15 protein-coding genes are annotated in these 18,380 nt (G+C 62.6%); 10 read left to right on the forward strand and 5 right to left on the reverse strand.

What is annotated here, in order from left to right; translation table 11 throughout:
• The first annotated feature begins 37 nt into the window (after positions 1-37).
• From hisG to hisC, 3 genes are all read left to right on the forward strand, one after another.
• The gene (hisG, locus tag P3C50_RS18120) at positions 38-673 is read left to right on the forward strand and encodes an ATP phosphoribosyltransferase (RefSeq protein WP_037046535.1); all 636 of its coding nucleotides are present in this window, start codon (positions 38-40) and stop codon (positions 671-673) included.
• Between the two features lie 125 nt (positions 674-798).
• The gene (hisD, locus tag P3C50_RS18125) at positions 799-2,109 is read left to right on the forward strand and encodes a histidinol dehydrogenase (protein WP_275547028.1); all 1,311 of its coding nucleotides are present in this window, start codon (positions 799-801) and stop codon (positions 2,107-2,109) included.
• Between the two features lie 102 nt (positions 2,110-2,211).
• Positions 2,212-3,264: a histidinol-phosphate transaminase gene (gene hisC, locus P3C50_RS18130; RefSeq protein WP_275547029.1), complete on the forward strand. Its 1,053-nt coding sequence runs from the start codon at positions 2,212-2,214 to the stop codon at positions 3,262-3,264.
• Between the two features lie 73 nt (positions 3,265-3,337).
• Here the strand turns inward: hisC and P3C50_RS18135 are convergent, their stop codons facing one another.
• The 3 genes from P3C50_RS18135 to algW form a co-directional block, all read right to left on the reverse strand.
• Positions 3,338-4,057 (reverse strand): DUF4198 domain-containing protein, encoded by a 720-nt coding sequence (locus tag P3C50_RS18135; protein WP_275547030.1) that lies wholly within the window; start codon positions 4,055-4,057, stop codon positions 3,338-3,340.
• A gap of 13 nt (positions 4,058-4,070) precedes the next feature.
• On the reverse strand, positions 4,071-6,065 hold the full coding sequence (locus tag P3C50_RS18140; protein WP_275547148.1) for a TonB-dependent siderophore receptor: 1,995 nt from the start codon (positions 6,063-6,065) through the stop codon (positions 4,071-4,073).
• A 172-nt stretch (positions 6,066-6,237) separates the two neighbouring features.
• On the reverse strand, positions 6,238-7,380 hold the full coding sequence (gene algW, locus P3C50_RS18145; RefSeq protein WP_197857527.1) for a Do family serine endopeptidase AlgW: 1,143 nt from the start codon (positions 7,378-7,380) through the stop codon (positions 6,238-6,240).
• A 110-nt stretch (positions 7,381-7,490) separates the two neighbouring features.
• Here algW and P3C50_RS18150 point away from each other — a divergent pair, with 110 nt between their 5' ends.
• The 3 genes from P3C50_RS18150 (at position 7,491) to cysN (ending at position 11,207) form a co-directional block, all read left to right on the forward strand.
• Positions 7,491-8,249: a Nif3-like dinuclear metal center hexameric protein gene (locus P3C50_RS18150; protein WP_275547031.1), complete on the forward strand. Its 759-nt coding sequence runs from the start codon at positions 7,491-7,493 to the stop codon at positions 8,247-8,249.
• Positions 8,250-8,381: 132 nt separating this feature from the next.
• Positions 8,382-9,299: a sulfate adenylyltransferase subunit CysD gene (gene cysD / locus P3C50_RS18155; protein ID WP_275547032.1), complete on the forward strand. Its 918-nt coding sequence runs from the start codon at positions 8,382-8,384 to the stop codon at positions 9,297-9,299.
• Positions 9,300-9,311: 12 nt separating this feature from the next.
• Complete coding sequence (gene cysN, locus P3C50_RS18160; protein WP_275547033.1) at positions 9,312-11,207, forward strand: sulfate adenylyltransferase subunit CysN; 1,896 nt, start codon at positions 9,312-9,314, stop codon at positions 11,205-11,207.
• Positions 11,208-11,598: 391 nt separating this feature from the next.
• Here the strand turns inward: cysN and P3C50_RS18165 are convergent, their stop codons facing one another.
• Entirely contained in the window at positions 11,599-12,030 is a 432-nt protein-coding gene (locus P3C50_RS18165) for a YhcB family protein (protein ID WP_197857517.1), read from the reverse strand.
• 263 nt (positions 12,031-12,293) lie between these two features.
• Between P3C50_RS18165 and P3C50_RS18170 the strand changes: the two genes are divergently transcribed.
• The 3 genes from P3C50_RS18170 to zapE all read left to right on the forward strand — a co-directional run bounded on the left by P3C50_RS18170 (position 12,294) and on the right by zapE (position 15,682).
• Positions 12,294-12,923, forward strand: coding sequence for an alpha/beta hydrolase (locus P3C50_RS18170; protein WP_275547034.1), 630 nt, complete (start codon positions 12,294-12,296; stop codon positions 12,921-12,923).
• 28 nt (positions 12,924-12,951) lie between these two features.
• The gene (locus P3C50_RS18175; RefSeq protein ID WP_275547035.1) at positions 12,952-14,298 is read left to right on the forward strand and encodes a tryptophan--tRNA ligase; all 1,347 of its coding nucleotides are present in this window, start codon (positions 12,952-12,954) and stop codon (positions 14,296-14,298) included.
• 289 nt (positions 14,299-14,587) lie between these two features.
• A complete protein-coding gene (gene zapE / locus P3C50_RS18180) occupies positions 14,588-15,682 on the forward strand; it encodes a cell division protein ZapE (RefSeq protein ID WP_275547036.1) in 1,095 nt (364 codons plus the stop codon).
• A gap of 391 nt (positions 15,683-16,073) precedes the next feature.
• On the opposite strand, the gene P3C50_RS18185 is transcribed toward zapE, so the two are convergent.
• A complete protein-coding gene (locus P3C50_RS18185; protein ID WP_197857510.1) occupies positions 16,074-16,979 on the reverse strand; it encodes a GlxA family transcriptional regulator in 906 nt (301 codons plus the stop codon).
• 215 nt (positions 16,980-17,194) lie between these two features.
• Here P3C50_RS18185 and P3C50_RS18190 point away from each other — a divergent pair, with 215 nt between their 5' ends.
• The gene (locus P3C50_RS18190; protein ID WP_275547037.1) at positions 17,195-18,352 is read left to right on the forward strand and encodes an acyl-CoA dehydrogenase family protein; all 1,158 of its coding nucleotides are present in this window, start codon (positions 17,195-17,197) and stop codon (positions 18,350-18,352) included.
• The last annotated feature ends 28 nt before the right edge of the window (positions 18,353-18,380 follow it).

The following is an 18,380-nucleotide window of genomic DNA, read 5'->3' on the forward strand; positions in this document are numbered from 1 at the left end:
GATTGGTGCGGCCGCTTCCGCTCAAGGAAACCGTTTCATGCTGACCATCGCCCTGTCCAAAGGCCGCATTCTCGATGACACCCTGCCGCTGTTGGCGGCTGCCGGTATCGAGCCGACCGAGAACCCGGACAAGAGCCGCAAGCTGATCATCCCCACCACTCAGGATGACGTGCGCCTGTTGATCGTGCGTGCCACCGACGTGCCGACCTATGTCGAGCATGGCGCCGCCGACCTCGGCGTGGCAGGCAAGGACGTGCTGATGGAATACGGCGGCCAGGGCATCTACGAGCCGCTGGATCTGCAGATCGCCAAGTGCAAGCTGATGACCGCCGGCAAGGTCGGTGCGCCGGAGCCGAAAGGACGCCTGCGTGTGGCCACCAAGTTCGTCAACGTTGCCAAGCGCTACTACGCCGAGCAGGGCCGCCAAGTCGACATCATCAAGCTGTACGGCTCGATGGAGTTGGCGCCGCTGGTGGGTCTGGCCGACAAGATCATCGACGTGGTCGACACCGGCAACACCCTGCGTGCCAACGGCCTGGAGCCGCAGGAACTGATCGCCACCATCAGCTCGCGCCTGATCGTCAACAAGGCTTCGATGAAGATGCAGCACGCGCGCATCCAGGCGCTGATCGAAACCCTGCGTGGCGCCGTCGAGGCGCGACACCAAGGCTGACTCTTTTCGCGACCTCTGGTCGCGGCAGCCTATCCGTGTCATAGCCATTTTTCTTGGGTGCCCGCACGGTGGGCTTGCTACATTACGGGCGCCCGAGAAAAACGCCATTTAATGAGGCTTTCGCTATGACCGCACCCGTTGCCATCCGCCGACTCAACGCCGCCGACACGGACTTCGCGCGTCATCTGGATCATCTGCTGTCCTGGGAAAGCGTCTCCGACGATGGCGTCAACCAGCGCGTGCTGGAAATCATCCAGGCCGTGCGCGAGCGCGGCGATGCCGCTCTGGTCGAGTACACCCAGCGTTTCGATGGCCTTGAGGTCGCCTCCATGGCCGACCTGATCCTGCCGCGCGAGCGTCTGGAGCTGGCCCTGACCCGCATCAGCGCCGAGCAGCGCCAGGCCCTCGAGGTCGCCGCTGAGCGCGTGCGCAGCTACCACGAGAAGCAGAAGCAGGACTCCTGGCGCTACACCGAAGCCGACGGCACCGTGCTGGGTCAGAAGGTCACGCCGCTGGACCGCGCCGGCCTTTACGTGCCGGGCGGCAAAGCCTCCTATCCGTCTTCGGTGTTGATGAACGCGATTCCTGCCAAGGTCGCCGGCGTGCCCGAGGTGGTCATGGTGGTGCCGACCCCGCGCGGCGAGATCAACGAGATCGTCCTGGCTGCGGCTGCCATCGCCGGCGTCGACCGCGTTTTCACCATCGGTGGCGCCCAGGCCGTCGCCGCGTTGGCGTATGGCACCGAGAGCGTGCCGCCGGTGGACAAGATCGTCGGCCCCGGCAATATCTACGTGGCCACTGCCAAGCGCCACGTGTTCGGCAAGGTGGGCATCGACATGATCGCCGGCCCGTCGGAAATCCTGGTGGTCTGCGACGGCCAGACCGATCCGGACTGGATCGCCATGGACCTGTTCTCCCAGGCAGAGCACGACGAGGATGCTCAGTCGATCCTGGTCAGCCCGGATGCCGCTTTCCTCGACAAGGTTGCCGAGAGCATCGCCAAGCTGCTGCCGACCATGGAGCGGGCCGAGATCATCCGCACCTCGCTGGAAGGCCGTGGCGCGCTGATCCAGGTGGCGGACATGGCCCAGGCCATCAAGGTGGCCAACCACATCGCGCCGGAGCACCTGGAGCTGTCGGTGGCCGACCCGGAAGCCTGGTTGCCGCAGATCCGCCACGCCGGCGCCATCTTCATGGGCCGCTACACCGCAGAAGCCCTGGGCGACTACGTGGCCGGCCCGAATCACGTGCTGCCCACTTCCGGTACTGCGCGCTTTTCCTCGCCGCTGGGGGTGTATGACTTCCAGAAGCGCTCGTCGATCATCTTCTGCTCGCCGGACGGCGCATCGGAACTGGGCAAGAGTGCTTCGGTGCTGGCCCGTGGCGAGTCGCTGACCGCGCACGCACGCAGCGCCGAGTACCGCATCAAAGAGTGACCCGAACCGCGTAGGAGCGAGTTCTGCTCGCGAACGCCATTTTCGCGAGCAAGCTCGCTCCTACAAAAGCAACGCGAACCGCATTCGAGGAGAGAAGGGCAGATGAGCAAATTCTGGAGCCCCTTCGTCAAAGACCTGGTGCCCTACGTGCCGGGTGAGCAGCCCAAGCTGAGCAAGCTGGTCAAGCTCAACACCAACGAGAACCCCTATGGCCCGTCGCCCAAGGCTATCGCGGCGATGCAGGCCGAGGTCAACGACGACCTGCGTCTGTATCCGGACCCCAACGGCGAGCGCCTGAAGCAGGCGGTGGCCGATTACTACGGCGTGCAGCCGGCCCAGGTGTTCGTCGGTAACGGTTCCGACGAAGTCCTGGCGCATGCCTTCCACGGCCTGTTCCAGCACGATGCGCCGCTGCTGTTCCCGGATATCAGCTACAGCTTCTACCCGGTTTACTGCGGCCTGTATGGCATCGACTTCGAGCAGGTGGCGCTGGATGATGAGTTCCAGATCCGCGTTGAGGATTACGCCAAGCCGAACGCCGGCATCATCTTCCCCAACCCCAACGCGCCGACCGGCTGCCTTCTGCCGCTTGAGGCCATCGAGCGTCTGCTGCAGAACAGCCCGGATTCAGTGGTGCTGGTAGACGAGGCCTATATCGACTTCGGCGGCCAAAGTGCCATCGCTCTGGTCGACAAGTACCCGAACCTGCTGGTCACCCAGACCTTGTCCAAGTCGCGTTCGCTGGCCGGTCTGCGCGTCGGCATCGCGGTCGGTCACCCGGATCTGATCGAGGCGCTGGAGCGGATCAAGAACAGCTTCAACTCCTACCCGCTCGATCGCATGGCCATCGCCGGTGCGGCAGCAGCGTTCGAAGATCGTGATTATTTCGAAAAGACCTGCCAGCAGGTGATCGCCAGCCGCGAGGTGGTGGTCGCCGGCTTGCAGGGTCTGGGCTTCGACGTACTGCCGTCAGCGGCCAACTTTGTCTTCGCCCGTCATCCGGGCAAGGATGCCGCGAGTCTGGCGGCAGGATTGCGCGAGCAGGGCGTGATCGTGCGTCACTTCAAGCAGCAGCGCATCGCTCAGTTTCTGCGTATCACCATCGGCACGGCGGAGCAGAACCAGGCTCTGCTGGACGCCCTGCAAGGCCTGTAAGCCAGGCAGCAGGTTGCAAAAAAGCCGGTGACGCTCACGCGCCACCGGCTTTTTCATGCGCTTTCCGCGGGAATCACTCGTGATGCGGCTGGCCGAGGAAGGTCAGCGAGGTGAACAGACCACGGCTTTCGATGTTCGGATCGTTCTTCACCGGCAGGTAGACCGAAGCGCTGATGATGTTCAACCCTTCGTTGCGCACCATGACCTGAGCGCGGCCCTCGGCATCGGTCTTGGCGCTGACCTGGTGCGGCGCGCCACGGTAATCACCAACCAGCTCGACGCCTGCGAGCGGCTTGCCGTCGGCCAGCACGCGTACCGGCAGCGGCTTGCCCGGGCCGACCTTGAGCGGATCGGTCTCCGGAACGATGACCAGTTTCAGCGCCTTGAGATCGGGGAGCTTGGCGCCTTCGGCGTAGATCGCCAGGCTGTATTTGTAGGTGTGCAGTGACTCGGAGGAGTCCGGCACCTGGCTACGGCCCTGATTGACCCATTTGCCGTCCGGGGTTTTCGACCAGGCGCCGTTGTCCAGTGCCACGCCGAGCACGGCGGGCTTTTTCAGTGGCTGCAGACGGGCGTGGTCGGCCAGGCGTTCGACGGTTACCGGAATCATCTTGCCGGCAACATCGTAGGCCCAGGCGCCGCTGATCTTTTCTGCCTTGAAGGCGTTATCTTCGGCGCCGTGGCCATAGACCACTTCGATGTTGCCGCGTCGCTCTTCAGTCCACAGGCCGTGGGCGAGAGCGCCGCTGCTGGCGAACAGGCCGGCGAGGAGCAGGTAGGCAGGAATGCGCATGTGAATCTCCGATTCAGAGGTTGAGGGTCAGGCTGACACTGAGGTTGCGTGGGTCGCCGGGTATTACCCAGACGTTGTTGAACGCGCGTTCGTAGTACTTGCGGTCGAACAGATTGTTGAGATTCAGGCCCAGGCTCAGATCGTTCGTCGCCTGCCAGCGGGCGAGCAGGTCGACCGTGGTGTAGGCCGGCAATTCGAAATCGCTGCCGGTCTGCCCGGAACGGTCGCCAACGTAGGTGATCGCTGCCCCCAGTTCGGAACCCTGCAGCGTGCCGCCCTGGAATTGGTAAACGCTCATCAGGCTGGCGCTGTTGCGAGCGATACCAAGCAGGTCGCTGCCCTCGGGGATGCTGTTGTCCTTGGTTACCTCGGCGTCGATATAGGCGTAGGCGCCGATCACCCTTAGGGCGTCGCTGAGCTGGCCGCTGACCTGCAGATCCAGGCCCTGGCTGCGGGCCTTGCCGGCGGCGATACTGTCGCCGGGGTTGTTCGGGGCGGCGGTCAGCACGTTTTCCTTTTCGATATGGAACAACGCCACGGTGGCGCCGATGCGCCCGTCTGCCAGGTCGAGCTTCAGGCCGGTCTCGTAGCCGAGACCTTTCTCCGGCTTGAACACCTGGCCCTGGGCACCTATGGCGTTGGGCTTGAACGACATCGAGGCGTTGGCGAACACGCCGACTTCCGGAGTCAGCTGATAGAGCACGCCGGCGCGCGGTGTGGCGACATCCTTGCTCTGCTCGTTGCTGACCCGCGTGCTGCGGTTCAGCGCGGTCTGCTCGAAACGCTCCAGACGCACGCCGAGCAGGCCGCTCCAGCGCTCGCTGAAGCTGATCTGGTCCTGCAGGTTGAGGGCGTAGCTTTCCGTGTGCTCGTGAAAGTCGTTGGGGTTGACGATGGGGGGCTTGGGCTGGCCGTAGATCGGGTTATAGATGTCCAGACCATAGCCGAGGCCGGTGACGCTTTGCGGGTACTTCTGGCTGTTGCGGTAGTTCTCGTATTCCAGGCCCAGCAGCGTCTGGTGCTGCCAGCCGGCCCAGTCGAACTGACCGTGCAGCTCGGCCTGGGTGATGCTGTCGTTCCACTCGAAGCTGCGCTCGCGGTAAAAACGAGTGACCTGATCACCGATCAGCCGCGACGTCTCGGAGCTGTTGCCTTCCAGCGTGCCCTGGCTGTAGTGGCTGGCCAGACGCATTTTCCAGGCATCGTTCAGGTAGTGTTCGAGGCTCACCTGCAGCAACTGGTTGTCGTTGCGAATCTTGCCGTCGTTGGGCTCGCCGAGGAAGGTAGAGCGCTTGACTACTCCCGTCTTGCCGTCGACGGCGGGAATGCCACGGTCGAATACCGCATCGGTGCGCGAGAACTCGCTGTCGATCATCAGCAGGGTGTCGGGCGACAGTTGCCAGCTGAATGTCGGGTTGACGATCTGCCGTTGATTGCCGACGTGATCGCGAAAGCTGCCGTTGTCCTCCACCGCCAGGTTGACCCGCGAGAGCAGCGTGCCCTCATCGTTCAGCGGGCTGTTGACGTCGAGGCTGCTGCGGTAGCGATCCCAGCGCCCGGCACTGGCCTTGAACTGAGTGAAAGCTTCGAGCTGCGGGCGCTTGGTGACGATGTTGACCAGCCCGCCGGGATCGCCACGCCCGTACAGCGCGGCGGCCGGTCCCTTAAGCACTTCCAGGCGTTCGATGGCCGAGGCGTCCGGCGAGCTGTAGCTGCCGCGGTTGATGGCGAAGCCGTTGCGATACAGCTCGCCAGTGGTGAAGCCGCGCACACTGTAGTTGAGGAAGGTCAGGCCGCCAAAGTTGTTCTGCCGCGACATGCCGCCGGCGAAGTCCAGGGCGCGATCGATACGGCTGCTGCCAAGATCTTCCAGCACCTGCGCGGGCACCACGCTGATGGCCTGAGGAATCTCGCTGATCGGCGTATCGGTGCGGGTGGCGCTGGCCGAGCGTTTGGCGCGGTAGCCCTGCACCGGCCCATCGGCCTGTTCGCTGGGGGCGCTGATGATGCTGTCAGCGAGTTGGGCCGGAGATTCTGCTGCAACGACCCAAGGTGTTAGCAGGCTGCCGGCAAGCAGGGCGGTGGTGGCGCGCAAGGGAATCTCCAGAGAATTGTAATTAATGTAATAACATTACAATAACCTCAATCGAGAAAAGTTCCCACCTGAAAATGCTGGTCGATCAGTTGCCGTTAACGGGAGGGCGGATACCGATCTCGGCGGTCAGCTGCAGCGGCTTGCCGTTGCGTAGGACCTCGATACGAATCTTGTCACCCGGCTTGGTGCGCGCCACCTGGTTCATCGAGCGGCGGCCGTCGCTGGCTGGTTCGCCATCGATGCTGAGAATCAGGTCGCCCGGTTGCAGACCGGCCTTCTGCGCCGGGCCGTCACGGTACACGCCCGCAACGACGATGCCGGGGCGGCCATCGAGGCCGAAGGACTCGGCCAGCTCCGGCGTCAGCGGCTGCACCTCGACCCCCAGGTAACCACGGATTACCTGGCCATGCTCGATGATGGCGCGCATCACTTCCATGGCCAGCTTCACCGGGATGGCGAAACCGATGCCCTGCGAGCCACCGGACTTGGAGAAGATCGCCGTGTTGATGCCAACCAGGTTGCCGTGCGCATCGACCAGCGCGCCGCCGGAGTTGCCGGGGTTGATGGCCGCGTCGGTCTGGATGAAGTCTTCGTAGGTGTTGAGGCCCAACTGGTTGCGCCCGGTGGCACTGATGATGCCCATGGTCACGGTCTGGCCCACGCCGAAGGGGTTGCCGATGGCCAGGGTGACGTCGCCGATGCGAATGCTGTCGGAGCGGCCCAGGGTGATGGCCTGCAGATTGGGCAGGTCGATCTTCAAGACTGCCAGATCGGTTTCCGGGTCGTTGCCGATCACCCGCGCAAGGGTTTCGCGCCCGTCCTTGAGGGCCACGACGATCTGATCGGCGCCACTGACCACATGGTTGTTGGTCAGCAGGTAGCCTTCCTTGCTCATCAGCACCGCTGAGCCCAGGCTCGACTCCATACGCTGCTGGCGTGGCAGGTTGTCGCCGAAGAAGCGGCGGAACGTCGGGTCTTCGAACAATGGGTGCGCAGGTTTGCTCACCAGCTTGGTGGTGTACAGGTTGGCTACCGCCGGCGAAGCAGTGTCGACGGCCTCGGCGTAGGACACCGGCCCTTCCTGCAGGCGGCTGTAGATGGGGGCCTGCACCAGTTGCACGTCCTGGCTTGGCAAACCTACCCATTGCGGGTAGCGCTGGATCAGCAGCAGTGCGAGCAGCACACCAACCAGCAGGGGCCAACCGAGAAAACGCAGTGCCTGGGGCATCGAGACAATCCTGAGAGTTGCAGGGGCCAAATTCGGCCCTTAAGGTGGCGCATTATAGTGAGGTGCTCGCCAATTAGGCAGCGGCCCGCAACAGCTTGAGAGGAATCTTAATGGCCATTGCCCTGTCCACGTTGGTGGAAGAAGCTGACGCTTTTCTGAACGCGTCGCGCATCAGCGATTACTGCCCTAACGGCCTGCAGGTCGAGGGGCGTCCGCAGGTCAGTCGTATCGTCAGCGGCGTCACCGCCAGCCAGGCTCTGATCGAAGCCGCCATCGACGCCGAGGCCGATGTGCTGCTGGTCCATCATGGCTATTTCTGGAAGGGTGAAAACCCCTGCGTCACCGGCATGAAACAGCGTCGTCTGAAAGCGTTGCTGGCTCATGACATCAGCCTGCTGGCCTATCACCTGCCGCTCGACGTTCATCCCGAAGTGGGCAATAACGTGCAGCTCGCTCGGCAGTTGGGCATCGTGGTCGAGGGCCCTCTGGAGCCGGAAAATCCGCGCACCGTTGGCCTCGTCGGCTCGCTGACAGAGCCGATGAGTGCTATCGATTTCGCCCGTCACGTACAGCAGGCGCTGGGGCGTGAGCCGCTGCTGGTGGAAGGCGAAGGCCTGATCCGCCGGGTCGGCTGGTGCACGGGGGGCGGGCAGGGCTATATCGATCAGGCGATCGCCGCTGGTGTCGATCTTTACCTGACCGGCGAAGCCTCGGAGCAGACATTCCACAGCGCGCGGGAGAATGGCGTGAGCTTCATCGCTGCAGGCCACCATGCCACAGAGCGCTATGGCGTGCAGGCGCTGGGCGATTATCTGGCGCGGCGTTTCGCCCTTGAACACCTGTTCATCGACTGCCCGAATCCGGTCTGAAGCGTCTGAACGCGCAGGTATAACCCTAGATCGTTTCGGTCTAACCAGCGTCCTGAGTATAAGCAGACGCTGTGATAGAGTGCGCGCTCGTCCACGGCCCGCCGGCCCCATAACAGCAAACCGTGAGTAGCCATGCTCGACAAACTGACGCACTTGAAACAGCTCGAGGCGGAAAGCATCCACATCATTCGTGAAGTGGCCGCCGAATTCGACAACCCGGTGATGCTCTATTCCATCGGCAAGGATTCAGCCGTGATGCTGCACCTGGCCCGCAAGGCATTCTTCCCCGGCAAGCTGCCGTTCCCGGTGCTACACGTCGATACGCGCTGGAAATTCCAGGAGATGTACCGCTTTCGCGAAAAGATGGTCAGTGAATACGGCCTGGATCTGCTGACCCACATCAACCCCGACGGTGTGGCACAGGACATGAACCCCTTCACCTACGGCAGTGCCAAGCACACCGACGTGATGAAGACCGAAGGTCTCAAGCAGGCGCTGGACAAGTACGGCTTCGATGCCGCCTTCGGTGGCGCGCGCCGCGACGAAGAGAAGTCGCGCGCCAAGGAGCGCGTGTATTCCTTCCGCGACAGCAAGCACCGTTGGGACCCGAAGAACCAGCGCCCCGAGCTGTGGAACGTGTACAACGGCAAGGTCAAGAAGGGCGAGTCGATCCGCGTCTTCCCGCTGTCGAACTGGACCGAGCTGGACATCTGGCAATACATCTACCTGGAGCAGATCCCAATCGTGCCGCTGTACTTCGCTGCCGAGCGCGAAGTGATCGAGAAGAACGGCACGCTGATCATGATCGATGACGAACGCATCCTCGAGCACCTCACCGACGAGGAAAAGGCGCGCATCCAGAAGAAGAAAGTGCGTTTCCGCACCCTGGGCTGCTACCCGCTGACCGGCGCGGTGGAGTCCGAGGCGGAAAGCCTGACCGACATCATCCAGGAAATGCTCCTGACCCGGACTTCCGAGCGCCAGGGCCGCGTGATCGATCACGACGCCGCCGGGTCGATGGAAGAGAAGAAACGTCAGGGCTATTTCTGAGGATCACGCACCATGAGTCACCAATCCGATTTGATCAGCCAGGACATTCACGCCTACCTGGCTCAGCACGAGCGCAAGGAACTGCTGCGCTTCCTCACCTGCGGCAACGTCGATGACGGCAAGAGCACGTTGATCGGCCGCCTGCTGCACGACTCCAAGATGATCTATGAAGATCACCTGGAAGCCATCACCAAGGATTCCAAGAAGAGCGGCACCACCGGCGAGGAAGTCGACCTGGCGCTGCTGGTCGACGGCCTGCAGGCCGAGCGCGAGCAGGGCATCACCATCGATGTCGCCTACCGCTACTTCTCCACCGCCAAGCGCAAGTTCATCATCGCCGACACCCCCGGCCATGAGCAGTACACGCGCAACATGGCCACCGGCGCCTCGACCTGCGACCTGGCCATCATCCTGATCGACGCCCGTTATGGCGTGCAAACCCAGACCAAGCGCCACAGCTTCATCGCGTCCTTGCTGGGCATCAAGCACATCGTCGTCGCCGTCAACAAGATGGATCTGAAGGATTTCGACCAGGGCGTGTTCGAGCAGATCAAGGCCGACTACCTGGCCTTCGCCGAGAAGATCAACCTGCGTCCGACCACCCTTGAGTTCGTGCCGATGTCGGCGCTCAAGGGCGACAACGTGGTCAACAAATCCGAGCGCTCGCCCTGGTACAGCGGCCAGTCGCTGATGGAAATCCTCGAAAGCGTGGAAGTGGCGGGTGATCGCAACTTCGACGACCTGCGCTTCCCGGTGCAGTACGTCAACCGCCCGAACCTCAACTTCCGCGGTTTCGCCGGCACCCTGGCCAGCGGCATCGTGCGCAAGGGCGATGAGGTCATGGCGCTGCCTTCGGGCAAGACCAGCAAGGTCAAATCCATCGTCACCTTCGAGGGCGAGCTGGAGCATGCCGGCCCGGGCCAGGCGATCACTCTGACTCTGGAAGACGAGATCGACGTTTCACGCGGCGACATGCTGGTGCATGCCGACAACCGCCCGCAGGTCACCGACAGCTTCGAGGCCATGCTGGTGTGGATGGGCGAAGAGCCGATGCTGCCGGGCAAGAAATACGACATCAAGCGCGCCACCAGCTACGTGCCCGGCTCGATCCCCAGCATCGTTCATCGCGTTGACGTGAACACCCTGGAGCAGGGCGCGGCAAGTGAGCTGAAGCTCAACGAGATCGGCCGGGTGAAGATCGCCCTGGACGCGCCGATTGCCCTGGATGGCTACGAGTACAACCGCACCACCGGTGCCTTCATCGTCATCGATCGCCTGACCAATGGCACCGTCGGCGCCGGCATGATCATCGCCGATCCGGTCGCCCATGGCGGCGGTCAGCATGGCCGTCTGGCCCATGTGTCGACCGAGGAGCGCGCCTCGCGCTTCGGCCAGCAGCCGGCCACCGTGCTGTTCAGCGGCCTCTCCGGCGCGGGCAAGAGCACCCTGGCCTATGCGGTCGAGCGCAAGCTGTTCGACATGGGCCGCGCCGTGTACGTGCTCGACGGGCAGAACCTGCGCCATGACCTGAACAAGGGCCTGCCGCAGGATCGCGCCGGCCGCGCCGAGAACTGGCGCCGTGCCGCCCATGTAGCGCGCCAGTTCAACGAGGCGGGGCTGATCGCCCTGGCAGCGTTCGTCGCCCCGGATGCCGAGGGCCGCGAGCAGGCCAAGGCGCTGATCGGCAGCGAGCGTCTGGTCACCGTCTACGTCCAGGCCTCTCCGCAGATCTGCGCCGAGCGTGACCCGCAGGGGCTGTATGCCGCCGGTGGCGACAACATCCCCGGTGAAGGCTTCCCCTATGACGTACCGCTGGATGCCGATCTGGTGATCGACACCCAGACTCAGTCGGTCGAGGAGGGCGTCAAGGCGGTGCTGGATCTGTTGCGTAGCCGCGGCGCGATCTGACGGTCGCCTGCTGAACGAAAGCCCCGCCCTCGTGCGGGGCTTTTTCGTTCTGGGGGGCGGTGAGGATGCAGTGCAGGGGGGCCGACAGGCGTGCGGCAACCCTCTAGCGCCTAGGGCACTATCGATGGGCCGACGAGCATTCGCGGACAAGTCCGCTCCCACAACAGCACCACCGCTCCCCCTGTGGGAGCGGACTTGTCCGCGAAGGTCATGGCGCCTGGCTGGAGGCTGAGGCTGTTCTTGCAGGGGGCGCGGCGATCCGCTTTTCCACAGACTCTTTGAGCGGATGACCGGGATGAAGCTGCGCGCGACTGCGGATGACCCGCCGCCGGTGCCAACGAAAAAGCCCCGCATTGCGGGGCTTTGTGTTCTAGCCGGACGTGCAGGTTGGTTACTTCTTCAACCCGTAGCTTTCGTCCAGCATGCCGGGGCCATCGCTCTTCGGCGCATAGTCCTTGGGCATTTCGTGGTTCTTCGGCGGCGTCAGGCGCTCGCGCTTTTCACTCGAGTCTGTGCTGTTCAGGGTGGCCAGCAGGCGCTGGCGGGTCAGTTCGTCCAGGGCCAGGCGGTTGGCACCGTCGGACAGGTGCTCCTGCACGTCCTGGTAGCTCTGGGTAAGTTTCTTAACCAGGCTGGCGGTGGTGTTGAAGTGGGTCACCACTTCGCTCTGGTAGGCCTCGAAGCGCGCCTGCATTTCATCCATCTGCCGCTGCGTACGGCCAGGTGCAGCATTGGGGGCCAGGCGGGCGAGCACAAAGCCCACGGCGATGCCGACCACCAGGGTCAGAGCGGGTATCAACCAGGCTGTAACGGTCTGTTCCACGAGTCCTTCCTCTCAAAACGGCTTTGCTTTACGTTAGCGGCTTGAGCCTGTGCTGTATACGACCAGAACCTGCTCGGAGTTTATTGCATGTTGGCAATGCTGGGTAAAAACAGGTTCGGAATGCTCATGTACAACAGTACACTGCGTTTCCTCTCCTGTTTTGCCTTGCATTGCGCGAGCGTGTGAAACGCTGAACAGGGTCATTTGCCGCACAGGCAGTTTGCTAGACGAGTCGACCCGATGTGGGGTCACGGAGTTCAGTGTTGCTCAGTCGCGAAACCCCTCTTTTCATTCAGGGCCCGGTAGGCCAACTCGAAGCCCTTCTACTGGAGGTGCCTGACGCCCGGGGCGTGGCGTTGGTCTGCCATCCCAACCCGGTACAGGGCGGCACCATGCTCAACAAGGTGGTGTCCACGCTGCAGCGTACCGCGCGTGACTGTGGTTATCACACGCTGCGGTTCAACTACCGCGGTGTTGGCGCCAGTGCCGGCAGTCACGACATGGGCACTGGCGAAGTGGACGACGCCGAAGCCGTCGCTGCCTGGCTGCAGGAAAAGTACCCGAATCTGCCTATCACCCTGCTGGGCTTCTCCTTCGGCGGTTTCGTGGCGGCTGCGCTGGGCGCTCGCCTGGAGGCACAGGGCGTTACGCTCAGCAAGCTGTTCATGGTCGCACCGGCGGTGCATCGTCTGACGGCCGATACGCCACCGGCCAGCCAGTGTCCGCTGGTGGTGATCCAGCCTGACGCCGACGAAGTGGTCGAGCCGCAGGCGGTCTACGAGTGGTCGGCCAATCTCGGGCGTGCCCACGAGCTGTTGAAAGTGGCAGAATGCGGTCACTTTTTTCACGGCAAGCTGACGGATCTGAAGGATCTGCTGTTGCCTCGACTGTAAGTTTTCCAGCCATTTCTAAGCGAACGTCATGACCACCCGTATCCTTACCGGTATCACCACCACCGGCACGCCGCACCTGGGCAATTATGCCGGCGCCATCCGCCCGGCCATTGCGGCCAGCCGCGACCCGCAGATGGACTCGTTCTACTTCCTCGCCGACTACCACGCGCTGATCAAGTGCGATGACCCGGCGCGCATCCAGCGCTCGCGTCTGGAGATCGCCGCCACCTGGCTGGCGCTGGGCCTGGATACCGACAAGGCGACTTTCTACCGTCAGTCCGACATTCCCGAGATTCCCGAGCTGTGCTGGCTGCTGACCTGCGTCGCCGGCAAGGGCCTGCTCAACCGTGCCCATGCCTACAAGGCCTCGGTGGACAAGAATATAGAAGCCGGTGAAGACCCGGACGCCGGCGTGACCATGGGCCTGTTCAGCTACCCGGTGCTGATGGCGGCGGACATTCTGATGTTCAACGCGAAGAAGGTGCCGGTGGGGCGCGACCAGATCCAGCACGTGGAAATGGCCCGTGACATCGGCCAGCGCTTCAATCACCTGTTCGGCAAGGGCAAGGACCTTTTCGTGCTGCCCGAGGTGGTGATCGAGGAGGAGGTGGCGACGCTACCGGGCCTCGACGGGCGCAAGATGAGCAAGAGCTACGACAACACCATCCCGCTGTTCGGCACCGCGAAGCAGCTCAAGGATGCCGTGGCGCGCATCGTTACCGATTCCAGGCTGCCGGGGGAACCCAAGGACGCCGAAGGCTCGCACCTGTTCACCCTGTACCAGGCCTTCGCCAGCCAGTCGCAGCAGGCCGAGTTCCGCGCTGACCTGGAAGGTGGCCTGGCCTGGGGCGAGGCGAAGAATCGCCTGTATCAGCTGCTCGAAGACACTCTGGGCGAGGCGCGCGAGCGCTACAACGCGCTGATCGCCAAGCCGGCCGATTTGGAGGACATTCTCCTCGCCGGCGCCGCCAAGGCGCGCAAGATCGCCACACCATTCCTCGGCGAACTGCGCGAGGCGGTGGGCTTGCGCTCGTTCCGTGAGCAGGTGCAGGTGGCTACTGGCGAGAAGAAGAAAGCCAGCAAGAGCGCACGCTTCGTCAGCTTCCGCGATGACGACGGCAGCTTCCGCTTCCGTCTGCTGGATGTCGATGGCGAGCAACTGCTGTTGTCGAAATCCTTCGCCGATGGCAAGTCGGCCGGTATGGTCAACAAGCGCCTGCAGTCCGGCGAAGCGCTGGATGTGCGTGCCGATGGTCTGGCGTTCTCGGTATGGATTGACGGTGAAAACGTGGCAGGCAGCCCCGAATTTGCCGACGGTCAGGCCGTGGAAGCTGCCATCGCCCGCCTGCGTGAGGCGCTTGCGCCGCAGGATTGAAGTAGCCTGGATGAAATCCGGGGCGGGTACCGCCAAGACTCCCGGATTGCATCCGCGCTACGGCCATGATTGCCAACAAACGGGGGCGTCGCTAAAGTGACGCCCCCGTTTTTACTTGCCGGCCGAGAGCCTGTTTAAAGGCTCGCGAGCTAGAGGCATGCAAGGCAGAGACAGGCGAGGACGCGGAGTGTACTGGTGTACATGAGCATTCGACCGGGCTGGCGTTCCAGACTGTTTCTAACGCAGCAGGCCCGACGCGCAGCAGACTTTGAACAGGCTCTAACGAATCATGACCCCTCTCGAGCGTTATCAGGCCGACCTCAAGCGGCCCGACTTCTTCCATGATGCGGCCCAGGAAAATGCCGTCCGCCATCTGCAGCGTCTATACGACGATCTGATCGCGCGCGACCAGGGCAAGTCCGGGCTGATGGGCAAGCTGTTCGGCAAGAAGCCGCAGGGGCCGGTCAAGGGCCTTTACTTCTGGGGCGGCGTGGGACGCGGCAAGACCTATCTGGTCGACACCTTCTTCGATGCGCTGCCGTTCGAGCAGAAGATGCGCACCCACTTCCACCGTTTCATGAAGCGCGTGCACGAGGAAATGAAGACCCTCAAGGGCGAGAAGAATCCGCTGACCATCATTGGCAAGCGTTTCGCCGACGAGGCGCGGGTGATCTGCTTCGACGAGTTCTTCGTCAGCGACATCACCGACGCGATGATCCTCGCCACACTGCTCGAAGAGCTGTTCAAGAACGGTGTGTCGCTGGTCGCCACCTCCAACATCGTTCCGGACGGCCTGTACAAGGATGGCCTGCAGCGTGCGCGCTTCCTGCCAGCCATCGCTTTGCTCAAGGAGCATACCGATATCGTCAACGTCGACAGCGGCGTCGACTACCGCCTGCGTGCACTGGAGCAGGCCGAGCTGTTCCACTACCCACTCGGGCCGACGGCGGAAGAGAGCCTGCGCAAGAGCTTCCAGAGCCTGCTGCCCGACTGCACGCACATGGTGGAGAACGAGGCGCTGATGATCGAGAACCGCGCGATCAACGCCGTACGTGTGTGCGAGGACGTGGCCTGGTTCGAGTTCCGCGAACTCTGCGACGGCCCGCGCAGCCAGAACGACTACATCGAGCTGGGCAAGATCTTCCACGCGGTGATCCTGGCCAACGTCGAGCAGATGGGCGTGGCCAAGGACGACATGGCACGGCGCTTTATCAATCTGGTAGATGAGTTCTACGACCGCAACGTCAAGCTGATCATCTCTGCCGAGGTGGAGCTCAAGGATCTCTACACCGGCGGCCGCCTGAGCTTCGAGTTCCAGCGTACGCTGAGCCGTCTGCTGGAAATGCAATCGCACGAGTTCCTCTCGCGCCCACACCGCCCCTGAGAAACTGACGAGCCACGATAAATAGCGCTCAAGTCAACGCTGTTCGCCAAGGCTGCATGTGCCTGTCTCCCCTCGCCCACTTGGGGGAGGGGTTGGGGGAGAGGGCTGAAATACAGCAAGGCTGTCAGTTCCTCCGTCCCAACCCTTTTCCCGAAGAGGTGAGGGACTGATCGCGTTCGGCCGCTTACGTGAACAGCGTTACGCCTGCGGGCGTGCCTTACGGCCTTCGGTTTCTCGCTAGCTTCTGCTGAGGCTAAGCCAGCAGATTTGCGCATAAGCCATTTCCCGCTTATCCATGGCAGTGGCCGCCTTGCTCGTTGCCGCGAGTTGTCTTTGCTGTCGCCTTACACCTACGTCAGATAGCTGGCGAACTCGACGGGCAGGGCGACGCTTACTCCTGTTTTTCCTTCTGCTGAAATTGCCGGCGGTACTGGTTCGGCGACAGGTCGGTGTGCTGGCGGAACAGGCGTGCAAAGAAGCTGGCGTCGTCGTAACCGACTTCGTAGCTGATGGTCTTGATGCTCTTGCGTGTGGAGGAGAGCAGGCTCTTGGCGGTTTCGATGCGCAGGCGCTGCAGGTAGTGCAGCGGTTTGTCGCCGGTGGCGCCCTGGAAGCGACGCATGAAGTTGCGAATGCTCATGCCGTGCTCGCGGGCTACGTCCTCGAAACGGAATTTGTCGGCGTAGTGCTCCTCCAGCCAATGCTGGATCTGCAGTACGGTGACGTCCTGATGCAGTTTCTGCCCGCCGAAGCCGATGCGCCCCGGCGTATAACTGCGTTGCACCTCGTAGAGAATGTCACGTGCCACACCCTGGGCGACGCCAGCGCCGCAGTAACGTTCGATCAGGTAGATATACAGATCGCAGGCCGAGGTGACGCCGCCGGCGCAATACAGGTTGTCGGCATCCGACAGATGCTTGTCCTGGTTGAGCAGGACCTTGGGGAAGCGCTCGGCGAACTCGCGGAAGAAGCGCCAGTAGGTAGTGGCCTCCTTGCCGTCGAGCAGGCCAGCTTCGGCCATCCAGAATACGCCGCTGGCTTCTCCGCAGATCGCCGTACCGCTGGCATGCTGACGCTTGAGCCAGTCCAGCACCTGCGGGTAACGACGGCTGAGCGCATCGAAGTCGTCCCAGAAGGCCGGCAGGATGATCACATCGCAGGCGTCCAGGCCGCTATCGACCGGAACGCGTACATTGCTGAAGCTGTTCACCGGCTGGCCGTCGGGGCTGACCAAGTGGATTTCGAAAGGCGGCTTAAGGTCAAGACCTTGCTGCTTGGCGTAGCGAACGCCAGCCATGTGGAAAAAGTCCTTGGCTTGCATCACCGTAGAGGCGAACACGCCGTCGGTGGCGAGAATGCTGACGCGCCGTAAGGCGCCTGACTGATGATTAACCATATGTTGTTTTTATAAAGGCTAAGTGGTCACTGGGTGGCTGGATCGTCTTATTTTTTGGCGCTTGTGTCCAGTGTAAGCAAGCGTTTGCTTGGCTAAAGTCGAGCGCTGATTCCTCGATGACTACAGGTAGCGCTATGATTCCCAGAACCCTATTCAGCTCCGACCATGAACTGTTCCGAGACAGCGTGCGCAAGTTTCTCGAGCAGGAAGCGGTGCCTCATCATCATCAATGGGAGAAGGACGGCCATATCGATCGGGCGCTGTGGAACAAGGCGGGTGAGGCCGGCATGCTCTGCTCGCATATCCCCGAAGAGTACGGCGGCATGGCGGCCGACTTCCTCTACAGCACCGTGGTGATCGAGGAGATCGGTCGTCTGGGGCTGACCGGTATCGGCTTCTCGCTGCACTCGGACATCGTCGCGCCGTACATCCTGCATTACGGCAGCGAGGCGCTGAAGCAGCGCTACCTGCCCAAGCTGGTGAGCGGCGAGATGGTCACCGCCATCGCCATGACCGAGCCGGGCGCCGGCTCCGACTTGCAGGGTGTGAAGACCACCGCTGTGCTCGATGGCGACGAGTACGTCATCAATGGCTCGAAGACCTTCATCACCAATGGCTGGCTGGCGGATCTGGTCATCGTCGTGGCCAAGACCGACCCCAAGGCCGGCGCCAAGGGCACCAGCCTGTTCCTGGTGGAGGCCAATACGCCGGGCTTCTCCAAGGGCAAGCGCCTGGAAAAAGTCGGCATGAAAGCGCAGGACACCTCCGAGCTGTTCTTCCAGGATGTACGCGTGCCCAAGGAAAACCTGCTGGGTCAGCCGGGCATGGGCTTCGCCTACCTGATGCAGGAATTGCCGCAGGAGCGTCTGACCGTCGGCATCGGCGCGCTGGCTTCGGCCGAGGCGGCGCTCAAGTGGACGCTGGAGTACACCCGCGAGCGCAAGGCATTCGGCAAGGCCGTGGCGGATTTCCAGAATACTCGCTTCAAGCTTGCCGAGATGGCGACCGAAATTCAGGTCGGCCGGGTGTTCATCGACCGCTGTTTGGAGCTGCACCTTGATGGCAAGCTCGATGTGCCGACTGCGGCGATGCTCAAGTACTGGACCACTGACCTGCAGTGCAAGGTACTCGATGAGTGCGTGCAACTGCACGGCGGCTACGGCTTCATGTGGGAGTATCCGATTGCGCGTGCCTGGGCTGATGCGCGCGTGCAGCGCATCTATGCCGGTACCAACGAGATCATGAAGGAGATCATTTCCCGCTCGTTGGTGTAATGGGGTAGTGGTTCACGGGGCGAACTCA

It is taken from the genome of Pseudomonas sp. Marseille-Q0931, from assembly GCF_940789645.1.
Lineage (GTDB): Bacteria > Pseudomonadota > Gammaproteobacteria > Pseudomonadales > Pseudomonadaceae > Aquipseudomonas.